The following is a 20,462-nucleotide window of genomic DNA, read 5'->3' on the forward strand; positions in this document are numbered from 1 at the left end:
ATATAAAAAACCTATTTTAACGTAGTTAATTGAAATAATATGTTAAATTATAAAAACGATGTTCATTTTATAATAAGATCGTTTAAAACTATCAATCATCAAAATTTTTTAGTTTGACCCAAAATGTAATTTTATTCCCAATTAATTCCTTAACCTTCCTCCCGTTCTGTTCTCATAAAAAGCGAGGGTAACCGCTACTCGCTCAAATTTCATTTACAAATAAACATATAAGGTACACTCTAAAAGCAATGTGTACGTTAAATCCCCTTCCTGAAATAATTCCATCCTGAACTTTATCACTTCTACAAAATTACACATAGAAAAACGCTATTCTCTCCTATGATTCAACGGAAAAAAATAGCGTTTTTAAATAGTATTTTATTAGCTTATTATTGATTTACAAGCTTCTTTACTAATTCATCATTCATTATGCATAGTTGTGTTTGAAATCATACGAAATATTTTCACATAGAAAACTGCACTAACAAGGGCACAAAGTAGTATAATTCCGAACACAACGCTTGGAGATAACCGTGTAGAAAATACAATCATAATAGGTGCAATAAAGTGCCCGATGGTGAATTGTAAATTAGATGCTGCCATATATTGTCCTCTAGCATTTTCAGGTGCATATTTACTGACAAAACTATGTACAACTGGCGAACGAATCAATTCGCCAATTGTTAATATTGCCATAAAGCCAAACAATAGCCATATATTCGTCGTTAGCTCTATTAAAAACATACCTGTTCCAAAACATTAGAGACAAGTAAAACATTTCGATCGCTCCAATTCTCAAAGTATTTTGCAATAGGTAAAGAACATAAAGCAAATAAGATTCCATTCAATCCCATCATCCATCCGAAAATTTGAGTATTACTCAAAGAGAATGAACCAGTATTCCATGAGAAAAGAGATTGTGTTGGTACAAATTCTTTTACATATAGTGCAAGGTAAAGATCGAGTTGCATAAAAGCTGTCATAATCAAAACTCCCGCAACTATCAGTCCAAAGAAAAAATAATAACATAAAGTGAATTTATTTTACAAATTAATATAGGAATCTAAACTTTGATTACAATAAATTTCCTAGTTATTTATAAGAATCTATTTTTGGGGATATCTCAATTCAGTCGCTTGATGTTCATAAGCTGTTTTCCTTCTATAAACAAAACCCACCAGAAACATCTATAATTTGCCCCGTTACCCAGCGGCTATCAGCAGAAGCAAGAAATGCTACTGCGTCCGCAATATCTTCAACTTGCCCGATTCGACCGAACACAGATGAATTCGTAGCAAAATTTCGTATTTCTGGATTATCTAGCAATTTCGCATTGATATCTGTCTTCGTATATCCAGGCATAATTGTATTCACTGTTATACCTCTTTCTCCAAGATGTTTAGCTAGAGGCAGTGTCATCGTATTTAATGCACCTTTACTTAAGCCGTATGCAATGGACCCTGTAAAACCAAGTCGTACTTCAGCTGATGAAATGTTAATAACGCGCCCTTCTGCTCGTAGTAACGGTAATGTTTGCTGAATTAAGAAGAACGGCGCCTTAATATTTACGGACATAATTTCATCAAAAATTTCTTCTGTCGTATTTTCAATCGTCCCTTGTGTACCTATCCCTGCATTGTTTACTAAAATATCAATCTCTAATGTACCAACTCTTATTTGTAATTCATTCTTTAATTGTTCTACTAGCTTTTTAACACCATCAATGGAATTGAAGTCTGCTTCAATTAAGAACGCTTTTCCTCCATTGGATTCAATCTCACTAATCGTTTCATCTGCAGCTGCTTTATTTCGACTGTAGTGAATTGCCACTAATGCACCGTCGTTTGCCAATCTCATCGCAATCGCACGACCAATTCCGCGACTCGCCCCTGTTACTAACGCTACTTTTCCATCAAGATTCTTCATTTTTTCCATCCTTCCTAAATTTCTGTTTAATAAAACCTATACTTATATTTTTATTCAAACAGCAATATTTTTAAATATAGATTTATAGGTAATTCAACTCGTTCACTTATGATATTATAGTTATAGTTTGTGATTCACTTTAAAAAATAAAATAAGGAGGCTGTACAATGCAAAATGCAGTAAAACTAGATGAAATCGACCATAAAATAATGAACTTGTTGTATGAAAATGCGAGAATTTCTGTTTCAGAAATAGGACGAATTATATCCATGACGCAACCGGCTGTAAAGGAGCGTATGAATAAACTTGAGGATCAAGGCGTTATAGCGGCTTACCGAACGAAATTTGAGCCTTCCAAAATTAATAAAAACATTCAAGCATTCATCATGTTTAAAACGAGCCAATGCACTGATTTTATCCAATATTGTAATGCCGTTCCTGAAGTAACAGATTTATATCGAATTAGTGGGGAGTTTAATTATATGATGAAGGTCATGAGCGATTCGATGGATTCCCTCGCTGCATTTTTAGACTCTTTAATGCAATTCGGATTATCATCTCCTTTAATTGTTTTAAAGAGTGAGTTTGAGGAGAAATTGTCGTTCTAATAAAGTGATCGGCACCAGCTTTCCAAAAAAGAAAAAGGAGTGGCTTATCCACTCCCTTTAACCACCTACCCCTGATTTCTCTGCGCCTCTCTAAACTCCTCCTTCACCTTCTCTAACAACCCTTCTTCCGTAATTAATCGATACGCGGTATTTGCTAGTGCTTTTGCTGATGTAATTAGAGCTTTGTCTCCTAATTCTGAACGTGCTGCTTCTCTAAATTCATTCGTATGTGCAATTAAATCATCTGGGCCGATTTTAATGTACGGGTGGATTGTCGGTATGACTTGGCTAACGTTTCCTGCATCGGTTGAACCAATACCAAATCTTTCTTTACGATTTACGTCTTCACCTTGTAATTCTAGTTCTTCGGCTACGACTTCATTAAATGTTTTTGTTACGAGTAGTTCATCGATTTCATTTTGGAATTGATGGATTTTTACTTTTGTTCCTGTTGCTAACGCTGCTCCCTGTGCAATGTTTTTTACTTTTTCTGTTACTTTCGCACATCTTTTTCGCGTCGCTGCACGGATGAAGAATCTTGCTGCGGCGTAGTCAGGAATAATGTTAGGTGCTTTTCCGCCTTCTGTAATAACGCCATGAATTTTCACATCTGACGGAAGTTGTTGACGAAGTGCGTTAATACTGTTGTACAGCTGAATCACCGCATCTAATGCGTTAATTCCTTCTTCAGGTGAAGCTGCAGCATGAGCTGTTTTTCCGTAAAAATGAAAATCAAGTGGATCGACTGCTAGTGAAGGACTCGTTGTTGCTGTCTTTCCGCTCGGATGAATCATAAGCGCCGCATCAATATTTTTAAATAAGCCTGCCTTTACATAACTCGATTTTGCGCTACCGTTCGGTCCTCCTTCTTCAGCTGGTGTTCCGAATACGACAACTTCCCCGCCAATTTCTTCAAGCGTTTCTGATAATGCGATCGCTGCCGCAACGCTAATGGTGCCGATTAAATTGTGACCACACGCATGGCCTAGTCCTGGTAAAGCGTCGTACTCCGCTAAAAATGCGATTGCTGGTCCTTGTTTTCCTGAACTTTTTCGCGCGATAAATCCCGTTTCATGTCCAGCTATATTGTGCTGCAACTGAAATCCTGCACTACCTAGTAATAAACTTAACGTTCTAGATGCATAAAACTCTTGGTTACCAATCTCCGGATTCGCATGAATATCATGACTTGTTTCTATGTACTTTTCCTTATTTCTTTCGATACTCTCTTCAATTGTTTTTCTTTGTGACGCTACTCCTGTCGCTTCCATTTTTCTTCCTCCTTTTATTTTCACGTAAAAAAGCCTCTTTCTAAAAGATAGAAAGAGGCTTCTGTATATACAGTCAAAATGAGCTTCTTTCTTATCTTTCAAGTTACCTTGCTGGAATTGGCACAGTATTCATAACGAATCCGCTGCCGAGGTATCATAGGGCCAGTCCCTCCACCTCTCGTGATAAGAATTTTCATAAAATTATATCAAATTACATTCATTCTAAGTTCATTTCAAATAAAAGTCAAGGAATTCCTATCCGAATTTACCGAATATCTAAAAATCCTTTTAATACACCAATGGTTTCTGGTGCTTGCAGTCTTGCACATACGTACGGAAATTCTGTACTACCTTCAAACATCATTTGAGATGTAAGGGGTGCGCCTGCCCAAAAGATTTCATCATCGATTACTAGGAACGGGAATGCTTTATTTTGTCTTTGTAACTTTACATTTTTCAGTGGAACTGGTCCATCACTATACACCGTTATTTGCGCATTTGTACGCATTAACGCTTGCCATACTCGTTTATCTACTTGTTTTGTACTTGGAAGCGAAATAATGATTTTTCGTTTTGCTGCTAAAATATCTTTTAATAGCCCTTTCGTTTCCTCAAGATTCATTTCCATAAACCAGCGTAATCGTTTCGATATTTTCCGTTCCCACAATTGTCTTGATGTCGTGCGATCATACACATCTCCGTGGCGTTCTATATGAGCCGTTAATTGTGACAACGCTTGTTTTCTAGAAAGGTTTTTTCGCATATAATGACAATCTGATAATTGAATGAACTTCCCTCTCGCCCTTGTCACAGCAACGTTGACGAGACGATGGTTTTTATGGTCAAAGAATAAAACGCCAGGTCGTTCTTGCGGATAACTATCTACTGTATCAAAAATCATCATATCTCTTTCAGATCCTTGGAACTTATGAACTGTCGCTGCTAAAACAGGTATGTTTTGATATTTCGTTCTCTGCAACATTTCTCTAATACACGTTGATAAAAAGCGAGACTGCGCTCTGTAAGGCGTCACAACACCAATGGATTGCACACCATCTAACAGTCCGATTAACATCATTTGCATTGCTACTAAACCAGACATAATGTTAAAACGAGATCCTGAAGCAGCGTCTTTTAACGAAAAAGCTCCCATTTGGCTCGTATCAAATAAAACACTTGCTTCATTTGCGAACGGCTGCAATTGCGCAAGTTCTTTACGTTCTGAAACAGACGGATGGTCATAAACTCTATTTTTATAAATAAATGAGTTTGTAAACTTAGATATATCCGCATGCATACGTCTTTGTTCCTGCAGCATAAACAGGTTCGGATGTGCTTCTGATTTATTAACAGACTCAACAATCCCAGCATGGTAAAACATATCTTCGCCAAGCCATTTTCGAACGAGTTCATGATTTGCCATCGCAATTGGAGGTAACTGTAAAAAGTCACCACAAACGACGATACGTTTTCCAAGTGAAGCAGCTAATGCAATTTGCGGAACAAACGCCATACTCACTTCATCTACGACAACTAAATCAAATGTACGCTCATAAATAAGTGAATCAATAGCACATTTCGATAAAGTCGCACCAATCACTTTCGCATTTTCAATGTATTCTTTTTCTACTTCTTTAATTTTTGCCTTTTGCTTTCGAAGGTCACTTTCAATCTCTTGTATACGCTTCTTATCAGCAGATGTCGCTTTATATGATAAAATCTTTTCACGAAGATCTTGTCGTGTCTCTTCTAAATAGAGTCTCTCCTCACCCCAAGACCCGTTCGTCGTTTCAACTAACTTCGACGCAAGTAACGTTTCATGATTTCGTATATGTTCGTGTTGACTATAACCGTAACGAACAATTTCACCAGGCGTCCATTTCTTTTTCTTTTCAATTTGCTTTGTTACTTCACTCATTAATACGTCCACTGCTGCATTACTATGAGCTAACACAAGTACCGACTTTCCTTTTTGATAATGAGCCGAAATAATACGTGATAAATTGTAAGACTTCCCTGTTCCAGGCGGTCCCCATACGTACGTTGTCGGATTATAAAACGAGCGATACGCCAATTCATTTTTCGGATTTTTCATCTTTTCCATATGTTTCGGACTGCTCGTTCCATCAACAAGACGCTTTATACGATTACGTTTTAGCTTATCTTTACGTGCATCTTTTAATCGCTCTTGTAGTTGCTCTAAAAGTTGCCACGGTTCACTGTATAAAACAGCTTCTCGTATTTCACCTTGTATATAATCATTTAACTTCAGTTCTATTTCTAATCCATGTACAGATAATACTTCCCCTGTCGCTTCCTCACCATCGAACTCAATTCGAATCGGTGAACCTTCAGGTAAGCTTACTTCTGAAATAAGCTGAAATACATATACTGTACTTTCATAATCTGTATATAAAAAACGACCGTTCATGATAGAAATTTTACTACCACCTATCGTTTTCCAATGTTTAATTTCATATGCTAATGCATAATGCCACTCTTTCATCGTTTCCGATAATGAAGGAGTTTGAGTAGGTGTATTCATCGTATAATCTCCTTCCTTCTCCCCAAACATACTTTCTCACTATACCATATAACACGCTAAAATTTGTAAGGTTTTTATCTTGCTTATTTTCTTAATTTTCAATAATATATTGTATATAATTTTCAGAAAGAAGGAATCTACATGCCAGTTAGAAGAATCGAACACGTCGGACTTATGGTTACAAACTTAGAAACATCAATCGCATTTTATGAAGAAGTAGTTGGCTTACAGCTCATTAAGAGAATGGGACACCCGAATCCAGACTTAAAACTCGCTTTTTTAGGTGTGGAAGAATCAAAAGAGACGATACTCGAATTAATTGAGGGCTATAACTCTTCCCTTCCGGCAGAAGGAAAAGTACATCACATTTGCTTTAAAGTGGATTCATTAAAAGAAGAAATCAAAAGACTCAAGAAACATGGCGTAACATTTTTACTAGGAGAAGAAATCGAAACATTACCGGATGGAACACGTTACATATTCTTCGCCGGCCCTGATGGGGAATGGATTGAGTTTTTTGAGACGGAGAGATAAAGCAAACCTTTATTTTGCGGGATAGAAAAGGAGCTGGAATTCCGGCCCTTGTTTTTAACTAGTAACAATGAAACATACCTCCAACCTGAGAATTCACCAAGTTTAAAAACATAATCATTTTGTTAGGAGGAGAGAATGGTAAATACAGTCTTTATTATTGTTTTTGGGATACCTATACTATTTCCAATTCTTTATGTAATCAAGAAAAAGGATTGGAATATAAAAACAGCTGCCTTATTTGTTGGAAGAATTCTATTAAGTATTGTCTATTTTATAAATGGAATGGTGTAAGGTTGTAGCGATATTTTGACTCATCCATATACATAAAGCGACTAAATCTTTTGTTTGGTATTTACTGGTTCGTTGTACGAAACCAACATCTCTAGCAAGATCCCGTAAGGTATTTGGAAATAAAAAACTTTGAATCTCTTGAGCAAATAGTTGTAATTCATCAGATACAGAAATAGACATACAAAAACGCCATCCTTTCCTATGATTCTACAAAAAGAATAGCGTATTTTTTCATTTTAGAGGAGATTTTGTTGAATTAGCTTGATAATGATTGGTGGTACCCCTTATAGGATAATAGAAGTTTGCATTTTTAATTTTTTCACACTCTATTAACAAGGCAGTTATAGCATCCTGGTTTAGCGTTAAGAATGTGAATATATTCTACTTCTTTATTATCAAAAATTCCATCTATATTTTCTCTTACATTTACACCTTCTGTAACCCTTGCTTCTACCATCATTGAGTCAGCATTGTAGCCGCGTACAGATAGATACCTATGATGTAACATATGCGGAATTTCATTTATATCTAGCTTAGCAGTAGTTGCTCCCTTTCGTATAAATATAGGACCACTTGCTTTATAAGGCGAATTAACACTATGATATTGGTAATTCAGTAAAATTACCTCTTCTCCTACCTCTGCATCCTTCAAACTTATCCTGCAAGGATATCCAGGATTTTTATTTGCTATTATTTTGACTGCTCCGATACTTTTTAATACTTCTTCATTCATTAGAAATAGGTTATTAAACTCCTTCTCTTGCAACGCAACGATTTGAAAGTTATTCCTCATATTCTACCCCTCCTTAATTAGTTGTTATAAAGCATTTCACTAATGATGCTACCACTAAAGTTCATAAAACTTGTTCAATAATCTTGCCCGTTTGTTGAGGATTGAATTAAAAAACTTACAATTCTATAACAGAGAAAAATGGCTTATTATTGTTCAATACAAAATTGTTTACTTTTAATCAATCAGTAATGATTTATCGAAAAATACGATGAGTACAAATCACTCTTGTTAATTCATGCTATCTTTTGTTAAAGAACGTGAATTCAGTCAAGTTCTTGGTTTACGGTATTTCCACTATGAAAAGCACGGAATTGACTCGGTGAAAATCCTGTATTTCTTTTAAATGCATTATAAAAGCTAGATACACTTTGATAGCCTGTTTGATAACCAATCTCTGTACTATTAAAGACCGTTGTCAAGAGAAGTTCCTTTGCTTTCTTAACTCTGATCCTTTCTAAATATATTCGAGGAGTATACCCTGTTCTTTCTTTGAAAATCCGATTTAAATGAAAACGACTAACTCCTACCCTTGATGCAATTTCATTTAAAGACATGTTTTGAACATAATTATTTTTTATCAATCGCATAGTATCTTCCAAAACGCATTCGAACGGATCGTATATTTTTATATTTAGATCTGATCGGCATCTTTTGCATGGGCGATAGCCTGCCCTTTGAGCTTCTTGCGCATTTGAAAAAAAGGATACATTTTCATAATTAGGAACCTTAGACTTGCAAGAAGGCCGACAGAAAATTCTAGTTGTCTTGACTGCGTAAAAGAATATCCCGTCATACGCTGAATCACATGTTACTGTTGCTTTCCACATGGTATCTCTGGAAAGGTTATTTTGATCCTTCATTAGATTTTAATCCTCCCTTGTAGGCGAAAATCTTATTACTCAAAATCATATAAATCGTATATATAGCCACGACAATTAACGGAACAAATATATACAATTGAAAAAATGGAATCACCAGCAAACATAAAATGAAAGAGATTAACGATGCCCACCATGCCGGTGTGTTCTTCCTAAATAATTTAACGCCTGCTGCCATTGAAAGAACATAAACTAGAATCCCAAGAGAAGTCGGTATAAACAAAATATCATCAAACGTTAGTGACAAAGCTTTTGTCACTAACACACCTGCTACCGAAAAACAGATAACAAACAATACCATCTGTCTTGGAATTTGAGTAGTTGCATGCAGCCTTGAGAAAAATTTGGGGAAAGCACCATCTCTGCTTAATGAATATCCTAATTGCGTTAGGCTGGCTACAAAAGCATTCGCTGTCCCTGTACAAATAATTAAAGCTAAAACAGCTGTAACGACTTTGGCACCTCCGCCTACTGTATCTCCCATTATAACACCAATAGGAGACAGGTTGCTTTCTTGACTGCCATACGTGGCCGTTCCAATAGTGACAAGGCTTAGCGCTAAAAATAATAATCCAATGACAACTGCACTAATAACTGCTCCTTTGACAATATCTTTTTCTGGCCTTTTAAAGTGCTCAGCCAGATTACAAATCGCCTCCCAACCGAAAAATGACCAAAAGATAACCGTTATAGCGTTCCCGACAGAAAACCATCCATTTGGAACAAAGGGATTAAAATTTCCCCATTGTATTCTTGGAAACGCCACAAATACAGCTGACGCTAAAAGAATCAGTAATAAAGAACTTAAAATCAATGCAACTTTACCACTAACATTTACGCCGTAATAATTGGAAACACCTGCAATTACCAAAATAAAGACGGCAATTAAAATTGTTTCAAAATGCGAAAATCCAAATGCCTGACTGACGTAAAAAGCACCAGTTAAAGATACAATCGTTTGACCAACTGCTGCTGTTACAAAGTAAAACCACCCAACGATATTGCCAAGATGATGCCCAAAAGAATTTCTAACAAAGGTTGCTGCTCCACCGGAATCAGGAAATATCCGTGCCAAACTAGCAAAGGAATAAGCAAGCGGAAAACTAATTATAATAACGATAAACCAGGATACAATAGATGCAGGGCCCGCTATTGAGGCCGTTACCCCTGATAAAAATAGGACACCTGATCCTAAAATAGCTGAAATGTATAACGCAATTCCTTGAAATAATCCAATGGCTTTATTTTTCATGATCTCCCTCCTTTTATAGGATTTAGTGTACTAGTAAAGGGTGGGGAATTCTTCTTGTTTTTTGCGGTTTAATTCGTTTAATAAAACAATCAAAAGCATTTTTATTATATTTCTTCTTCAACAATCTGGCCCGATTGTTGAAGAAAGTAGCCTGTTCCAATAAAGAACTTTATTGTTCAGTAAACAACTTGTCATGAAACCATAAAACGAACCGAAATTTTTCTTAAGAGTAGAAAATTCAGCTCGCTTTATGTTGGGATTTGCTTAGCGTATATTTTCGTTAAAACGTGGGCGGGATCCCATTGCTATTAAACTAAGAATTTAAGTGTAATAGCATTTAAGGGAATACTTAAGATACAAATAAAATATCTTTTCCAAGTGATACTGTTTTATTAAAGTCTACCCCGAGTTGTAACTAGTTCAATGCGACTGTAAATTCTGAGTTCGGTGCGCCAGCAAATACAACCGTTCCGTTCTCTGGTAGTTTCACTTTGTTATTGTCACTAACAACAGTAAAATTGACGCATACTCCATTCTCATCATACACCGCGAATGAACTTCCTGATGGCAACTCCACAGCCATCGTTTTTCCTGCTGCCTCTTGCGGAATCGTAAACCATTTCGCATGCCCATTTTTTTGCAGCGTAACTTTCGATAATTGACCTGTATCAAGGGATTTTACGTTAGATTCACTGACGTATAAAAAGCTGGCCATCTCCATATATTCAGTACCATCCTCTGTATAAAAATGAGCTTCCTTCGTATCCCGCCCATTCATCACAGGAATCTGAATTTGATGCGTCGCCGTATTCGGACCTGTAATTTTTTTGCCGTCCCAATACCCATCCTTGGTTGTAATTTGTGTGTTAAGAGGTATTAGTTGTCCTAGATAATTCATAGAATTAAATTTTTCGTTAACGAGGTAGAACTTGCCACCCTCACGCTTCGCCCATGTAGCAGCTGTTTTCTTCGGTAACACATTGTTTTCTAATTTCTGGGCTAAATAGTGAGTCAGCACATTTTGCCCCAATCCCGGTGATAATTCATATGTGCTCTCTCTCAAATAAACTTTTCCATTCTTCTCAGTGACAAAGTTAAGCTTGGAAGTACCCTTCTCATTTATAAAGCTTCCATCCGCCGTATATACATATTTTTCTTCCGGTTTAGTTGGTAAAAACAGTTCTCCCTTCTTCGTAATTTCTATTTTGAAATTGCTGAAGCTATTTCCATAAAATCCTGCTTTTTTTACCACGTCTTGGGGCACTGTAGCCTTGACGGGCTTGCCGAAGGATTTATCTGGTTTTATATCCTTAATTGTTCCTTTCTCTTTCAGCCTAGCTAGCAGTAATTTGTTTGCCAACAGTTGATTTGTCATGCTGCTGCCGCCGGAGGACAATACAGCTGCTGCCATCTTCTGTTCTGGAAGCACGACCAATGTAGCATGTTGCAGTATCGTATCCCCACCCTTAGTCAACGCTTTTATCCCATATTCACTGAATGGGTATAGTTTCACACTATCCCAGCCAAGACCATAGTTGAACATATTTCCGCTATCTCCCGGCCACATTCCTTTTTTATATTCTTCTTGTTCCATCGCCTTGACTGCTTTATTAGAGAGAATTTCTTTTCCCTGTCCCATAAATATTTGTGAGAATCGCACCACATCTTCTGCAGTAGAGGAGATTCCTCCCGTACCAATCAGATTTACCATTTCACTTGGAAGCTGTCCCTGGTATGACGGAGAATACTGTCCAGCCCGCTTTTTGTCTTCCCATTTGTCTTGCGATGTTATCGTATGATTCAGTTTTAATGGCTCTGTAAACTTTTGATGTAGAAATTCAGTAAAACTCATACCGCTGACTCTTTCTACCAAGATCTCAGCCAGCGTAAAACCGTCATTACAGTATACTGAGAACGCGCCAGGGTCTGCCTTCAAGTTTTGGTTGGACAATTGTTGCAACAAGATATCATGGGCATAAGTATCATTATCTTTAAATAAAAATGAATTATTGAACGTCGAACCTTGCAAACCCGAGGAGTGATTCAACAGCATACGCGGTGTAATATGCTTATATCGTTTATCTTTCATTTTGAAATCAGGAATATAGCGGGCAACAGGAGCATCCAAATCAACTTTTCCTTCGTCTACTAGTTTCATAACAGCCGCAGCCGTATATACCTTACTGGTTGAACCAATTCCGTATAGAGTATCTTTAGTTAGTGGTTCTTTCCCTTCTATGTCGTTCTTACCTGTCTGCCCCGACAAAATAAGTTTACCATTATCAATCAGCGCATACTGTACGCTAGTCGTCTCATAGGACTTCGTGAGCAGTGCAGCATTCTCTGCAGCAATCTTCTCCAAATCTTTGCTAGCAACTTCTTGGCTAGATACAACCGGAGTCTTACTGCTAGAAGACGCTATTGCTCCTGTTGGTAGGCTCATCGTTAGAGCCAAAGTAGCGGCTAACACCCCAGATAATTTATTTTCCATAAAAAATGCCTCCTTAGATAAATGATCAATTTCATCTTTTATTTGTTCAATTACAAACATCACATAAACTACTATTCTGGTTTTATCCATACTGTCGTAACAAACGGTAAAACCTCTCTTTTTCACATGTACGTTAGTACCATAAATGATTTTTTATTTAGAATGCGCTTATTACTAGTTTGGTTTTCGTATAAATAAATCCTATTTATCCTCCCTCTTTTGTGCTTCTCTATATTTGTATCCTACACAATAAAAATTTCTTTTTTCTTATGCATTTCTTACAATTTCCTTACGTTCAAATCACTTCTATAATTAGGTAGGTTTTATTTTAAAATCTCCAGGATAATAAATGCTTATATAATCCCACGATTTCATAGAAGATGGATTCATAACCCTGCGCCAAATCATCATACACATCTCTGCTATTTCCTTGGATTCTCCCCTCAATCTTTACAACAGTTCCAGACGGCATCAACACTTCTTCACGTTCTTATAACTAGTAATAACTAATCCACTCCTTACCTGAAAATAAATGAATATAGAAAAAGAGAGATAAGGTTAAAATACCTTTATCTCTCCTTTTATTTCACAAATTTTGCAAAGAATTTTTTTGTAAGAGTCCCCTCACCATCAATTTAAAAATAAAAAAGGAAGGGGATTATCCCCCTCCTTTTACGCTTGCTCCGACTTTCAAAATTATTTCGTATACCCACGATTCAGTTCCGTTAACTTTTCATTGATGTTAAAAATTTTCACTCTAATATCTTTTACACCAGCTGCTTCAAGTCTGTCCTTGTGCATTTCAGCATATTTTTCAGCATCTTGTTTTTCTTCAAATACATAAATGCCTCCAGCTTCTTTTGTTTCTTCATTCTCTGTCCATATTTTCCAGTGGAATCCTTCTTCTTCGTTAATACTTTTTGCTAAATCCCAAAATCCTTTTTCCATTTCTTCACCAAAAGGACCTTCAAACGGAAAATCAACTTGTAATAAATATGCCATCTTTGCTCACTCCTATTTTCAATATTTTTCAATTCGAATGCAGATAATATCTTAAATGAGTGCTGCTATTATTCCTGCACTCATTTGAAATTTCACCTACATTTTCAAAACCCCTTTTATAAAATAATTACAAAATGATAGCAACTTAAACGCATACAGTTTAACTGCTTTAGGTTATGTTTAAAAAATATGATACAAACTTATCCCTAAACTAAGAACAAACAAAACAAGCGCAGGCATTGCTTTCTTAAAAGGATCTCTCGCTAATACAATAAGAGTTAATGCAGCTGCAAGCATCGTACCACCTAACAACAATCCTGCTAATAAAGCTACTGTTGGAATCCAAATTCCTATTAACATTCCAATCGCTCCTACAATCTCAAAAGCTCCGGTTAAGAAATTAAAAAACGAAGGTAAACCAAATCGCTTAAACTCATCTGCCATTTTCCCAGATATAATTTTCGTTCCTGTCATTAAAAAAAACAGAAACAATACAACTTTTACTACATTGATTAATATTAAAATAGCAATCACATCTTCCTTATTTATTTGATACATTTACATGCTATAGCATATACAGTACGAAAATTTGACTGATACTAGGAAAAAACGTGATTCTGAATCAAATATTCTACAAAATAAAGCTATCTCCACCATTTCTTAAAACAAATTACATGCTATAGCATGTATAATACATAAAACAAAGTTTGTTCCTTATGAATAGCATCAATAAGGAACAAGTATTAATAGCGTGTATCATACAATTTGTTTAATAATGATTGTAATACTTTAATCTCTTCTTCGCTCAAATTACTCGTAACGAAATGGTGAGCGTCTGTCACGACAGGCAAAATTATTTTCTTTAACTCGTCGCCTTTTTCAGTTAAAAACAGGTTATGTGAACGTCGATCTTGCTCATTCAAATCCTTCTTTACAATCCCTTTTCTCTCCATTGACTGTATCATTCTTACGACAGTAGTTTGATCTTTATCAATCGCTTCTGCTAACTCTTTTTGAGTAGTGGCTCTTTGGCTACAAAGAACACTAATAATCCCCCACTGCTCTGGCGTAACTCCAAAAGGCTTTAATTTCTTCGTAAAATAATTCGTCATTTTCACATCAGTACGATGAACAAGATAGCCTATTAAATCATGTAAGTTCATATATCACCTCTATAAATTAATATATAAAAGAGTATAGCATACCAGTCAATTATTCACGGTAAATTTGCTTATTTCATTAATTATATGCTATAGCATATAATTATAGTAGGTCATTTTAATTGTCAAATGAATTACCTATTTATCTACAGTATCAGTCCAACTTACTAAAAATAACAAAATCCCGCATTCAATGAAAACACGGGATTGTTATAAATGAGTTATTCACTTATTCGAAAGAAGTTCATTCGTTACATATTACTTATTTAATTAAGAAACATTCATATACCAGCCCAAACATCTTTTCCATATCGTCCTTCCTCTTGCAAACGATCTAACCAATTCCTTGCTTCTTGTTCACTAACTTCATGAATTTCTTGATAGGCTTCACAAAGGGTATCTTCTACGTCAGGAGCCATTTTACTTCCATCACCACATATATAAAGATGAGCCCCATTATCTAATAACGAAATTAAATGGATTCTATCTTCTTTTATTATATGCTGTACATATGTTTTAGGATGTCCCTCTAAGCGAGAGAAAGCTGTGTGTAAAGAGATTAATCCCTCTCTTTCATCATTTTCTAGTTCTGTACGATAGAGATAATCCTTTTCAGGATGACGACAACCAAAGTATAGATGCGCTTCTCCTAAGTTCATACCTTTTTGCTTTTGAACGCGACGCGCTTGTAAGAATCCACGGAATGGTGCAATTCCAGTGCCTGGTCCAACCATGATAATTGGTGTTTCTGGATTTTCAGGTAATTGAAAGTTTGATTGTGGCGTTCGAATGAAACAGATAATCTCATCTTTATTATGACGCTGAGCTAAATAATTAGAAGCGACTCCTTCATATGTCCCTTCCCCACTCCATGCAGGCGCATTTACGACACCAACCGTAATGCTTAGACGATCCTGGGCAACGAGTGGAGAACTTGAGATAGAATAGTAACGCGGTTTGAGCGCCGGAAGAAGTTCTAAAAAGCGTTCAAATCGGATTTCACAAGCCTCATACTTTTCAAGAAGATCTAACATTGAAATACGTTTCTTTAATATTTGTTCTTGATAAACTCCCTCTTCCAATAATGATTCCAATTCCTTTTTATGAGGAGGGCATACTGTGAATGTCACCATTTCTCGTATTTGTGCTCGAGTGGCTGCTTCTTGCACTTCGACACTATAACTAAGAAGGTCAAATAAACGAACAGGACTGTCTAAAGGTATGTGATTTACACTGCGCCCACTTGCGCTTAATATGACTTGATCCTTCCCGTTTAATCCAAAGCGTTTTAAAATTCGGTTGACATTTTTCTCACTATTAATTGGTAGTACCCCAAGGTGGTCTCCTTCTTTATATGTAGCACCTTCTGGCAATGATATTTCAATATGTCGCGTGCTTCTTTCACTGCTAGATGATTGAAGTTCACGATTTTCTAATATAGATGCATAAACTGCTTCATATGTTCGCGCAAGAGGAGATCCTCCAAGACGGCTGACAAATTGCAGGCTCAAAGTACTGCGTTCTTTCTCCATGTTTTTGTTAAGTTCCAATCCAAATGCCTTCATCGCATCAGACCACATACTTTGTTTCCATTGCTCGAGCTGTTCCTCGAAATCACCACTTGCATCTGCTTCTCCGCGTTTAGAAAATCTTGTTGCTCCTTTTTGAGCCATTTGCTCATCAATGTATCTTGGAATTCGCTGATAAGTACTAGCCCAATTATGATCTCCACAACCAAAAACTGCGTATTGAACACCTTTTAGCTCATCTGGTTTTAATTCCTCCAACCATTGCACAAACTGTCCTGCATTACTTGGCGGTTTTCCATTATAAGAAGAAGTTACAATAAGAACCGCTCCTTCTTTCGGCAAACTTCCAATTCGATCGTTAAGAGCTGCCACTTCCGTTTGAACACCTTCTAAACTAGCTGTATCTGCTAGTTCTCTTGCAATACCTTCTGCTACCCCTGTATCCGAACCATACAGAACAAGAAGTGAAAGATTATCGGCTCCAATAATGGAAGGAGTCTTCTGAACTTGCTGCTTGGTTTCATGGTTTTTCAGTTTCTCCTCTGTAGGCGCAAGAACAGTAGTATGGCTAATAGTTTGATTTCGAGGTACAATCCTAATTTTAAAATCACCAGGCTTTAGCGTTAATGTTTGTTTTACGTCCAGCTGATAGTCTTCATAATCGATGAATTCAAAATGTTGAAGAAGCATTCCCATTACGAGTGTGGCTTCATGAAGTGCAAACTGCATACCGATACATGCTCTCTGGCCATTTCCAAATGGCTTATAAGCATGGTGAGGAACATTATCCAGCTCTTCAAATCGTTCAGGTTGGAATTCTTCCACATTGTCTCCCCACGCATCTTTATCCCTATGTAGCTGTGGAATAAGGACAGAAATACGATCTTCTCCTTTTTTAATTGGATATTTCCCACCAATCACTGTATCTTCTTTTGCATAGAGACTAAATGCTGGAGCAGTAGGCCATAGACGTAGCGATTCATTTAAAATCATCCGGATATACTTTAGTTTCATAACTTGTTGGTATGTTGGAGTGGGATCTGTTAAAACCCGGTCTACTTCTTCATAGGCTTTTTTCAATTTATCTGGATTCTTTAATAAAAAATAGATTGCAAAAGATAACAATCCACTTGTTGTCTCATGCCCAGCTATTAAAAAGGTAATAATTTGGAAACGAATATTTTCATCATCTAATTTTTCACCAGTTTCCGGATCCTGCACATTTAACATACGGGAAAGTAAATCATTTTCTTCCTGATTCCCACTACTTTTACGTTCAGCAATAATATTATCTACTAAAGAAAACATAGATTGAATATCATGCTGAAATTGACGTTTCGTTCTCCACATGAGTTTATCTTCTATATCCAGCCGCTGCAATTGGTGCATCGCCTCATCTAGAGCACGGCTCATGCTAGTGATAAAAGGATGAGAGGTCTCACGATAAAAGCTATTAAATCGGTAATTAAAACCACATAGACCAATTGTATCTAAAGTAAGGCGAGTCATATCCCCTGGGACATCTACATTTTCATTCGGATTCAGTCTTGCCCATTTTTGAACGAGTTGCACGGCAATATCGACCATCATAGCATGATAATCTTTCATTGCCCGTTGGCTGAATGTAGGCATCAAAATATTATGAGCTTTTTTCCAGTTAGGCTCGTGAGTCTCGCTTGTAAATAATCCGTCTCCAGCAAAGGCACGAACCTTTGCTAAAGCACCCTCTATACTTTTATCAAATCTTGTTTCATCACAAACTTCCGCTACCAGTTCATGTCCAGAAACGACAATGATGGTATCACTTAAAGTTTGAATTTGAAAAATAGGACCATACTCTTCTGCCAGCTTAATAAACGATAGAGTCGGTTTATCTTTATCGATTAATGGGAGATTCCCCAGCGGTCCATATGTTTTCGGCTGAGGAATGGCAGATACTTTTTTATCCATTACAAACACCCTTTCAAAAAAGCATGAAATAAAGTGAAACTTTAATCAGCCCTCACCAATTGGGCGAGCAGTTGCTCCCCCACCTAACTTCTTTGCTTCCGCTGAATTTTGAGGTGGGGGTCTTACTGCCCGGCAAATAGCGGGATAAAATATCCCAGTCAATAATAAGAACATAGCAATGAATCGCCTGGGATAAAGATATGTAGTTGATTACCTTATTTTATCTTTTCCCTAACTATTCACGATTATGATATTACTTATAAGGTTGGTAATCTAAACCGTCTATTGACATTAGATCTATACCTTGCAGAAAAAATAATATATTACAATGAGGCGTATTATTATAATGTTTATTAGAAATTGAGAGCTAAAGGTTGTAGTATTAGGAAAACCAGTGGTTTCTCATGTCAATTCAAACAAATACGATAAGCAAGTATACTCTGTTGCTAATGAAAAAGGATTTGATATTCATATCAAATCCTTTTTCATTCTGTGTAATTATTTCACTTTTTCTTTCAGCTCTTTTTCCCTTTTAGTAGAAATCATCATCTTGATTTTTATTTTGCTCTATCGATTTAACCTCTCAACAGCTTCCGGGCTTGTATCTACACGTTTAACGAAAAAAACTAATAGTAGCGCAACGACATTCATGCCAAGTGCTACATAGAATGAATGCTGAATTCCGGATAATAAAGCCTTCTGCGTTAACATTATCTTCGTAGCTTCTGTGAAGTTTGTTGGATCTACATGAGCCATTAAACTTTCAGCTTTTGTTTTTGTTACAGAATTCATAATGGTAACAAGAATAGCAGTACCAATTGAACCGGATACTTGTTGAGCTGTATTATTAACAGCTGTACCGTGCGGATTTAAGCGAGTTGGCAATTGATTAAGGCCATTTGTCATAAGCGGCATCATCACCATCGCCATCCCAAACATCCGCAGTGTGTAAATAAGAATAATATGTGTGTGACTAGAGTCGAGTTGTAGGTTTGCTAGCATATAAGTTGAAACGGCTGTAATGGAAAGTCCTACTATACCAAGAATACGAGGGCCATATTTATCAAATAGTTTACCTGTAATTGGTGACATAATCCCCATTATTACGGCACCTGGAAGCATCATCAGCCCAGAGCTCAGCGGTGAAATACCGCGAACGTTTTGTACATAAGCTGGTGTTAAAATCATACCCGAAAACATGGCCACTGCGTTGACAATCGCAATTACAGACGCAAGTGCAAACATTGGATACTTATAAACACGTAAATCCAATAACGGTTCATTCATTTTTAATTGACGGATAATGAAAGCAATAAGGGCAATAGCGCCTATGATTAAGGTTGTTACGACAACTTTATTCGTCCAACCATCGGAGCTTGCAGAACTGAATCCATATAACAAACCGCCAAAACCGACAGAAGATAATAGTAATGAAAGATAATCAAGTTTTGCATTTTTATTTTGTCTCATGACGTTCTCCGATTTCCAAACCCCTAACAGTAAGCTAATAATTGCTAACGGTAAAATCATTTCAAAAAGCAAACGCCAGTCATAATACTCTACAATATAACCTGATAATGTCGGTCCAATAGCTGGGGCTGTAATCATAACTAGTCCAAAAATCCCCATTGCTGTTCCCCTTTTTTCTCTCGGAAAGCTTACTAGCATAATATTCATTAACAAAGGCCCCATGACTGAAGAACCTGCTGCTTGAACCATTCGGCCAGTCAGTAATAAACCGAAGTTCGGTGCTACAGCCGCTAAGGCCGTACCAAGAGTAAAAATCATCATAGATGTAATAAATAAGCTCCTATTGGAGAAGCGTGTTATTAAAAATGCTGATGCGGGAATTAATATACCACTTACAAGCATATATCCTGTAGAAAGCCACTGGATCGTTGAATAATCTTCAATGTCTAAATCCTTCATTATTGATGGCAAGGCTACATTTAAAAGCGAGTTATTTAGAAATGAAACAAATGCCCCAATAAAAAGGATTACAAGCATTACATATGGTGGTTTTCTTTTATGTAACGTTTCACTCATAGATTGATTTGCCCCTTCATTATCAATTCCATTGATTAATTTAACTCGTTTGCATATTTGCACGAGAATTTATTACCCTTGCAGTATTTTGCCAAACTCTTCGAATGGATATTCTCTTTTTAGCAATTCTACTTACCCAGCTTAAAATTTTGAATGAATATGTAAACACGTTTGTTAACCGAAATT

General features: G+C 36.6%; 14 protein-coding genes, 2 pseudogenes and 1 riboswitch. Of the genes and pseudogenes, 2 read left to right on the forward strand and 14 right to left on the reverse strand.

What is annotated here, in order from left to right; translation table 11 throughout:
- Positions 1 to 420 precede the first annotated feature (420 nt).
- A pseudogene (locus BGI23_RS28980) lies at positions 421 to 1,004 on the reverse strand (MFS transporter); the annotation flags it as partial.
- A 157-nt stretch (positions 1,005 to 1,161) separates the two neighbouring features.
- The gene (locus BGI23_RS15345) at positions 1,162 to 1,926 is read right to left on the reverse strand and encodes an SDR family oxidoreductase (protein WP_070806470.1); all 765 of its coding nucleotides are present in this window, start codon (positions 1,924 to 1,926) and stop codon (positions 1,162 to 1,164) included.
- A 167-nt stretch (positions 1,927 to 2,093) separates the two neighbouring features.
- Between BGI23_RS15345 and BGI23_RS15350 the strand changes: the two genes are divergently transcribed.
- A complete protein-coding gene (locus BGI23_RS15350) occupies positions 2,094 to 2,534 on the forward strand; it encodes an Lrp/AsnC family transcriptional regulator (protein WP_001178576.1) in 441 nt (146 codons plus the stop codon).
- 65 nt (positions 2,535 to 2,599) lie between these two features.
- Here the strand turns inward: BGI23_RS15350 and BGI23_RS15355 are convergent, their stop codons facing one another.
- Positions 2,600 to 3,805: a M20 family metallopeptidase gene (locus BGI23_RS15355; protein ID WP_070806471.1), complete on the reverse strand. Its 1,206-nt coding sequence runs from the start codon at positions 3,803 to 3,805 to the stop codon at positions 2,600 to 2,602.
- Between the two features lie 88 nt (positions 3,806 to 3,893).
- Positions 3,894 to 3,995, reverse strand: a riboswitch (SAM riboswitch).
- Positions 3,996 to 4,070: 75 nt separating this feature from the next.
- Complete coding sequence (locus tag BGI23_RS15360; RefSeq protein ID WP_070806472.1) at positions 4,071 to 6,380, reverse strand: AAA domain-containing protein; 2,310 nt, start codon at positions 6,378 to 6,380, stop codon at positions 4,071 to 4,073.
- 111 nt (positions 6,381 to 6,491) lie between these two features.
- Here BGI23_RS15360 and BGI23_RS15365 point away from each other — a divergent pair, with 111 nt between their 5' ends.
- Positions 6,492 to 6,884: a VOC family protein gene (locus BGI23_RS15365; protein ID WP_070806473.1), complete on the forward strand. Its 393-nt coding sequence runs from the start codon at positions 6,492 to 6,494 to the stop codon at positions 6,882 to 6,884.
- A gap of 291 nt (positions 6,885 to 7,175) precedes the next feature.
- Here the strand turns inward: BGI23_RS15365 and BGI23_RS27575 are convergent.
- The 10 genes and pseudogenes from BGI23_RS27575 to BGI23_RS15415 form a co-directional block, all read right to left on the reverse strand.
- Positions 7,176 to 7,355 (reverse strand): annotated as a pseudogene (locus BGI23_RS27575) (IS4 family transposase); the annotation flags it as partial.
- A 139-nt stretch (positions 7,356 to 7,494) separates the two neighbouring features.
- Positions 7,495 to 7,968 carry a DUF1203 domain-containing protein gene (locus BGI23_RS15375; RefSeq protein WP_001245411.1) on the reverse strand — a complete coding sequence of 158 codons (474 nt, stop codon included), beginning with the start codon at positions 7,966 to 7,968 and terminating at the stop codon, positions 7,495 to 7,497.
- Positions 7,969 to 8,231: 263 nt separating this feature from the next.
- Positions 8,232 to 8,828, reverse strand: coding sequence for a bifunctional transcriptional activator/DNA repair enzyme AdaA (locus tag BGI23_RS15380; RefSeq protein ID WP_000654824.1), 597 nt, complete (start codon positions 8,826 to 8,828; stop codon positions 8,232 to 8,234).
- Entirely contained in the window at positions 8,812 to 10,098 is a 1,287-nt protein-coding gene (locus tag BGI23_RS15385; protein ID WP_070806475.1) for an APC family permease, read from the reverse strand. Before BGI23_RS15385 ends, BGI23_RS15380 begins: the two co-directional genes overlap by 17 nt.
- 415 nt (positions 10,099 to 10,513) lie before the next feature.
- Positions 10,514 to 12,589, reverse strand: coding sequence for a serine hydrolase domain-containing protein (locus tag BGI23_RS15390; RefSeq protein WP_070806476.1), 2,076 nt, complete (start codon positions 12,587 to 12,589; stop codon positions 10,514 to 10,516).
- A gap of 696 nt (positions 12,590 to 13,285) precedes the next feature.
- Positions 13,286 to 13,591 carry a monooxygenase gene (locus tag BGI23_RS15395; RefSeq protein ID WP_061402481.1) on the reverse strand — a complete coding sequence of 102 codons (306 nt, stop codon included), beginning with the start codon at positions 13,589 to 13,591 and terminating at the stop codon, positions 13,286 to 13,288.
- Between the two features lie 180 nt (positions 13,592 to 13,771).
- The gene (locus tag BGI23_RS15400; protein ID WP_070806477.1) at positions 13,772 to 14,149 is read right to left on the reverse strand and encodes a DoxX family protein; all 378 of its coding nucleotides are present in this window, start codon (positions 14,147 to 14,149) and stop codon (positions 13,772 to 13,774) included.
- 185 nt (positions 14,150 to 14,334) lie between these two features.
- Complete coding sequence (locus BGI23_RS15405) at positions 14,335 to 14,754, reverse strand: MarR family winged helix-turn-helix transcriptional regulator (RefSeq protein WP_070806478.1); 420 nt, start codon at positions 14,752 to 14,754, stop codon at positions 14,335 to 14,337.
- Between the two features lie 278 nt (positions 14,755 to 15,032).
- Positions 15,033 to 18,230 (reverse strand): bifunctional P-450/NADPH--P450 reductase, encoded by a 3,198-nt coding sequence (gene cypD, locus BGI23_RS15410; RefSeq protein WP_070806479.1) that lies wholly within the window; start codon positions 18,228 to 18,230, stop codon positions 15,033 to 15,035.
- Between the two features lie 567 nt (positions 18,231 to 18,797).
- On the reverse strand, positions 18,798 to 20,276 hold the full coding sequence (locus BGI23_RS15415; RefSeq protein ID WP_070806480.1) for a DHA2 family efflux MFS transporter permease subunit: 1,479 nt from the start codon (positions 20,274 to 20,276) through the stop codon (positions 18,798 to 18,800).
- Between the last annotated feature and the right edge of the window lie 186 nt (positions 20,277 to 20,462).

Origin of the sequence: Bacillus sp. ABP14 (genome assembly GCF_001831375.1) — a bacterium.
In the GTDB taxonomy this organism is placed as follows: Bacteria; Bacillota; Bacilli; order Bacillales; family Bacillaceae_G; genus Bacillus_A; species Bacillus_A paranthracis.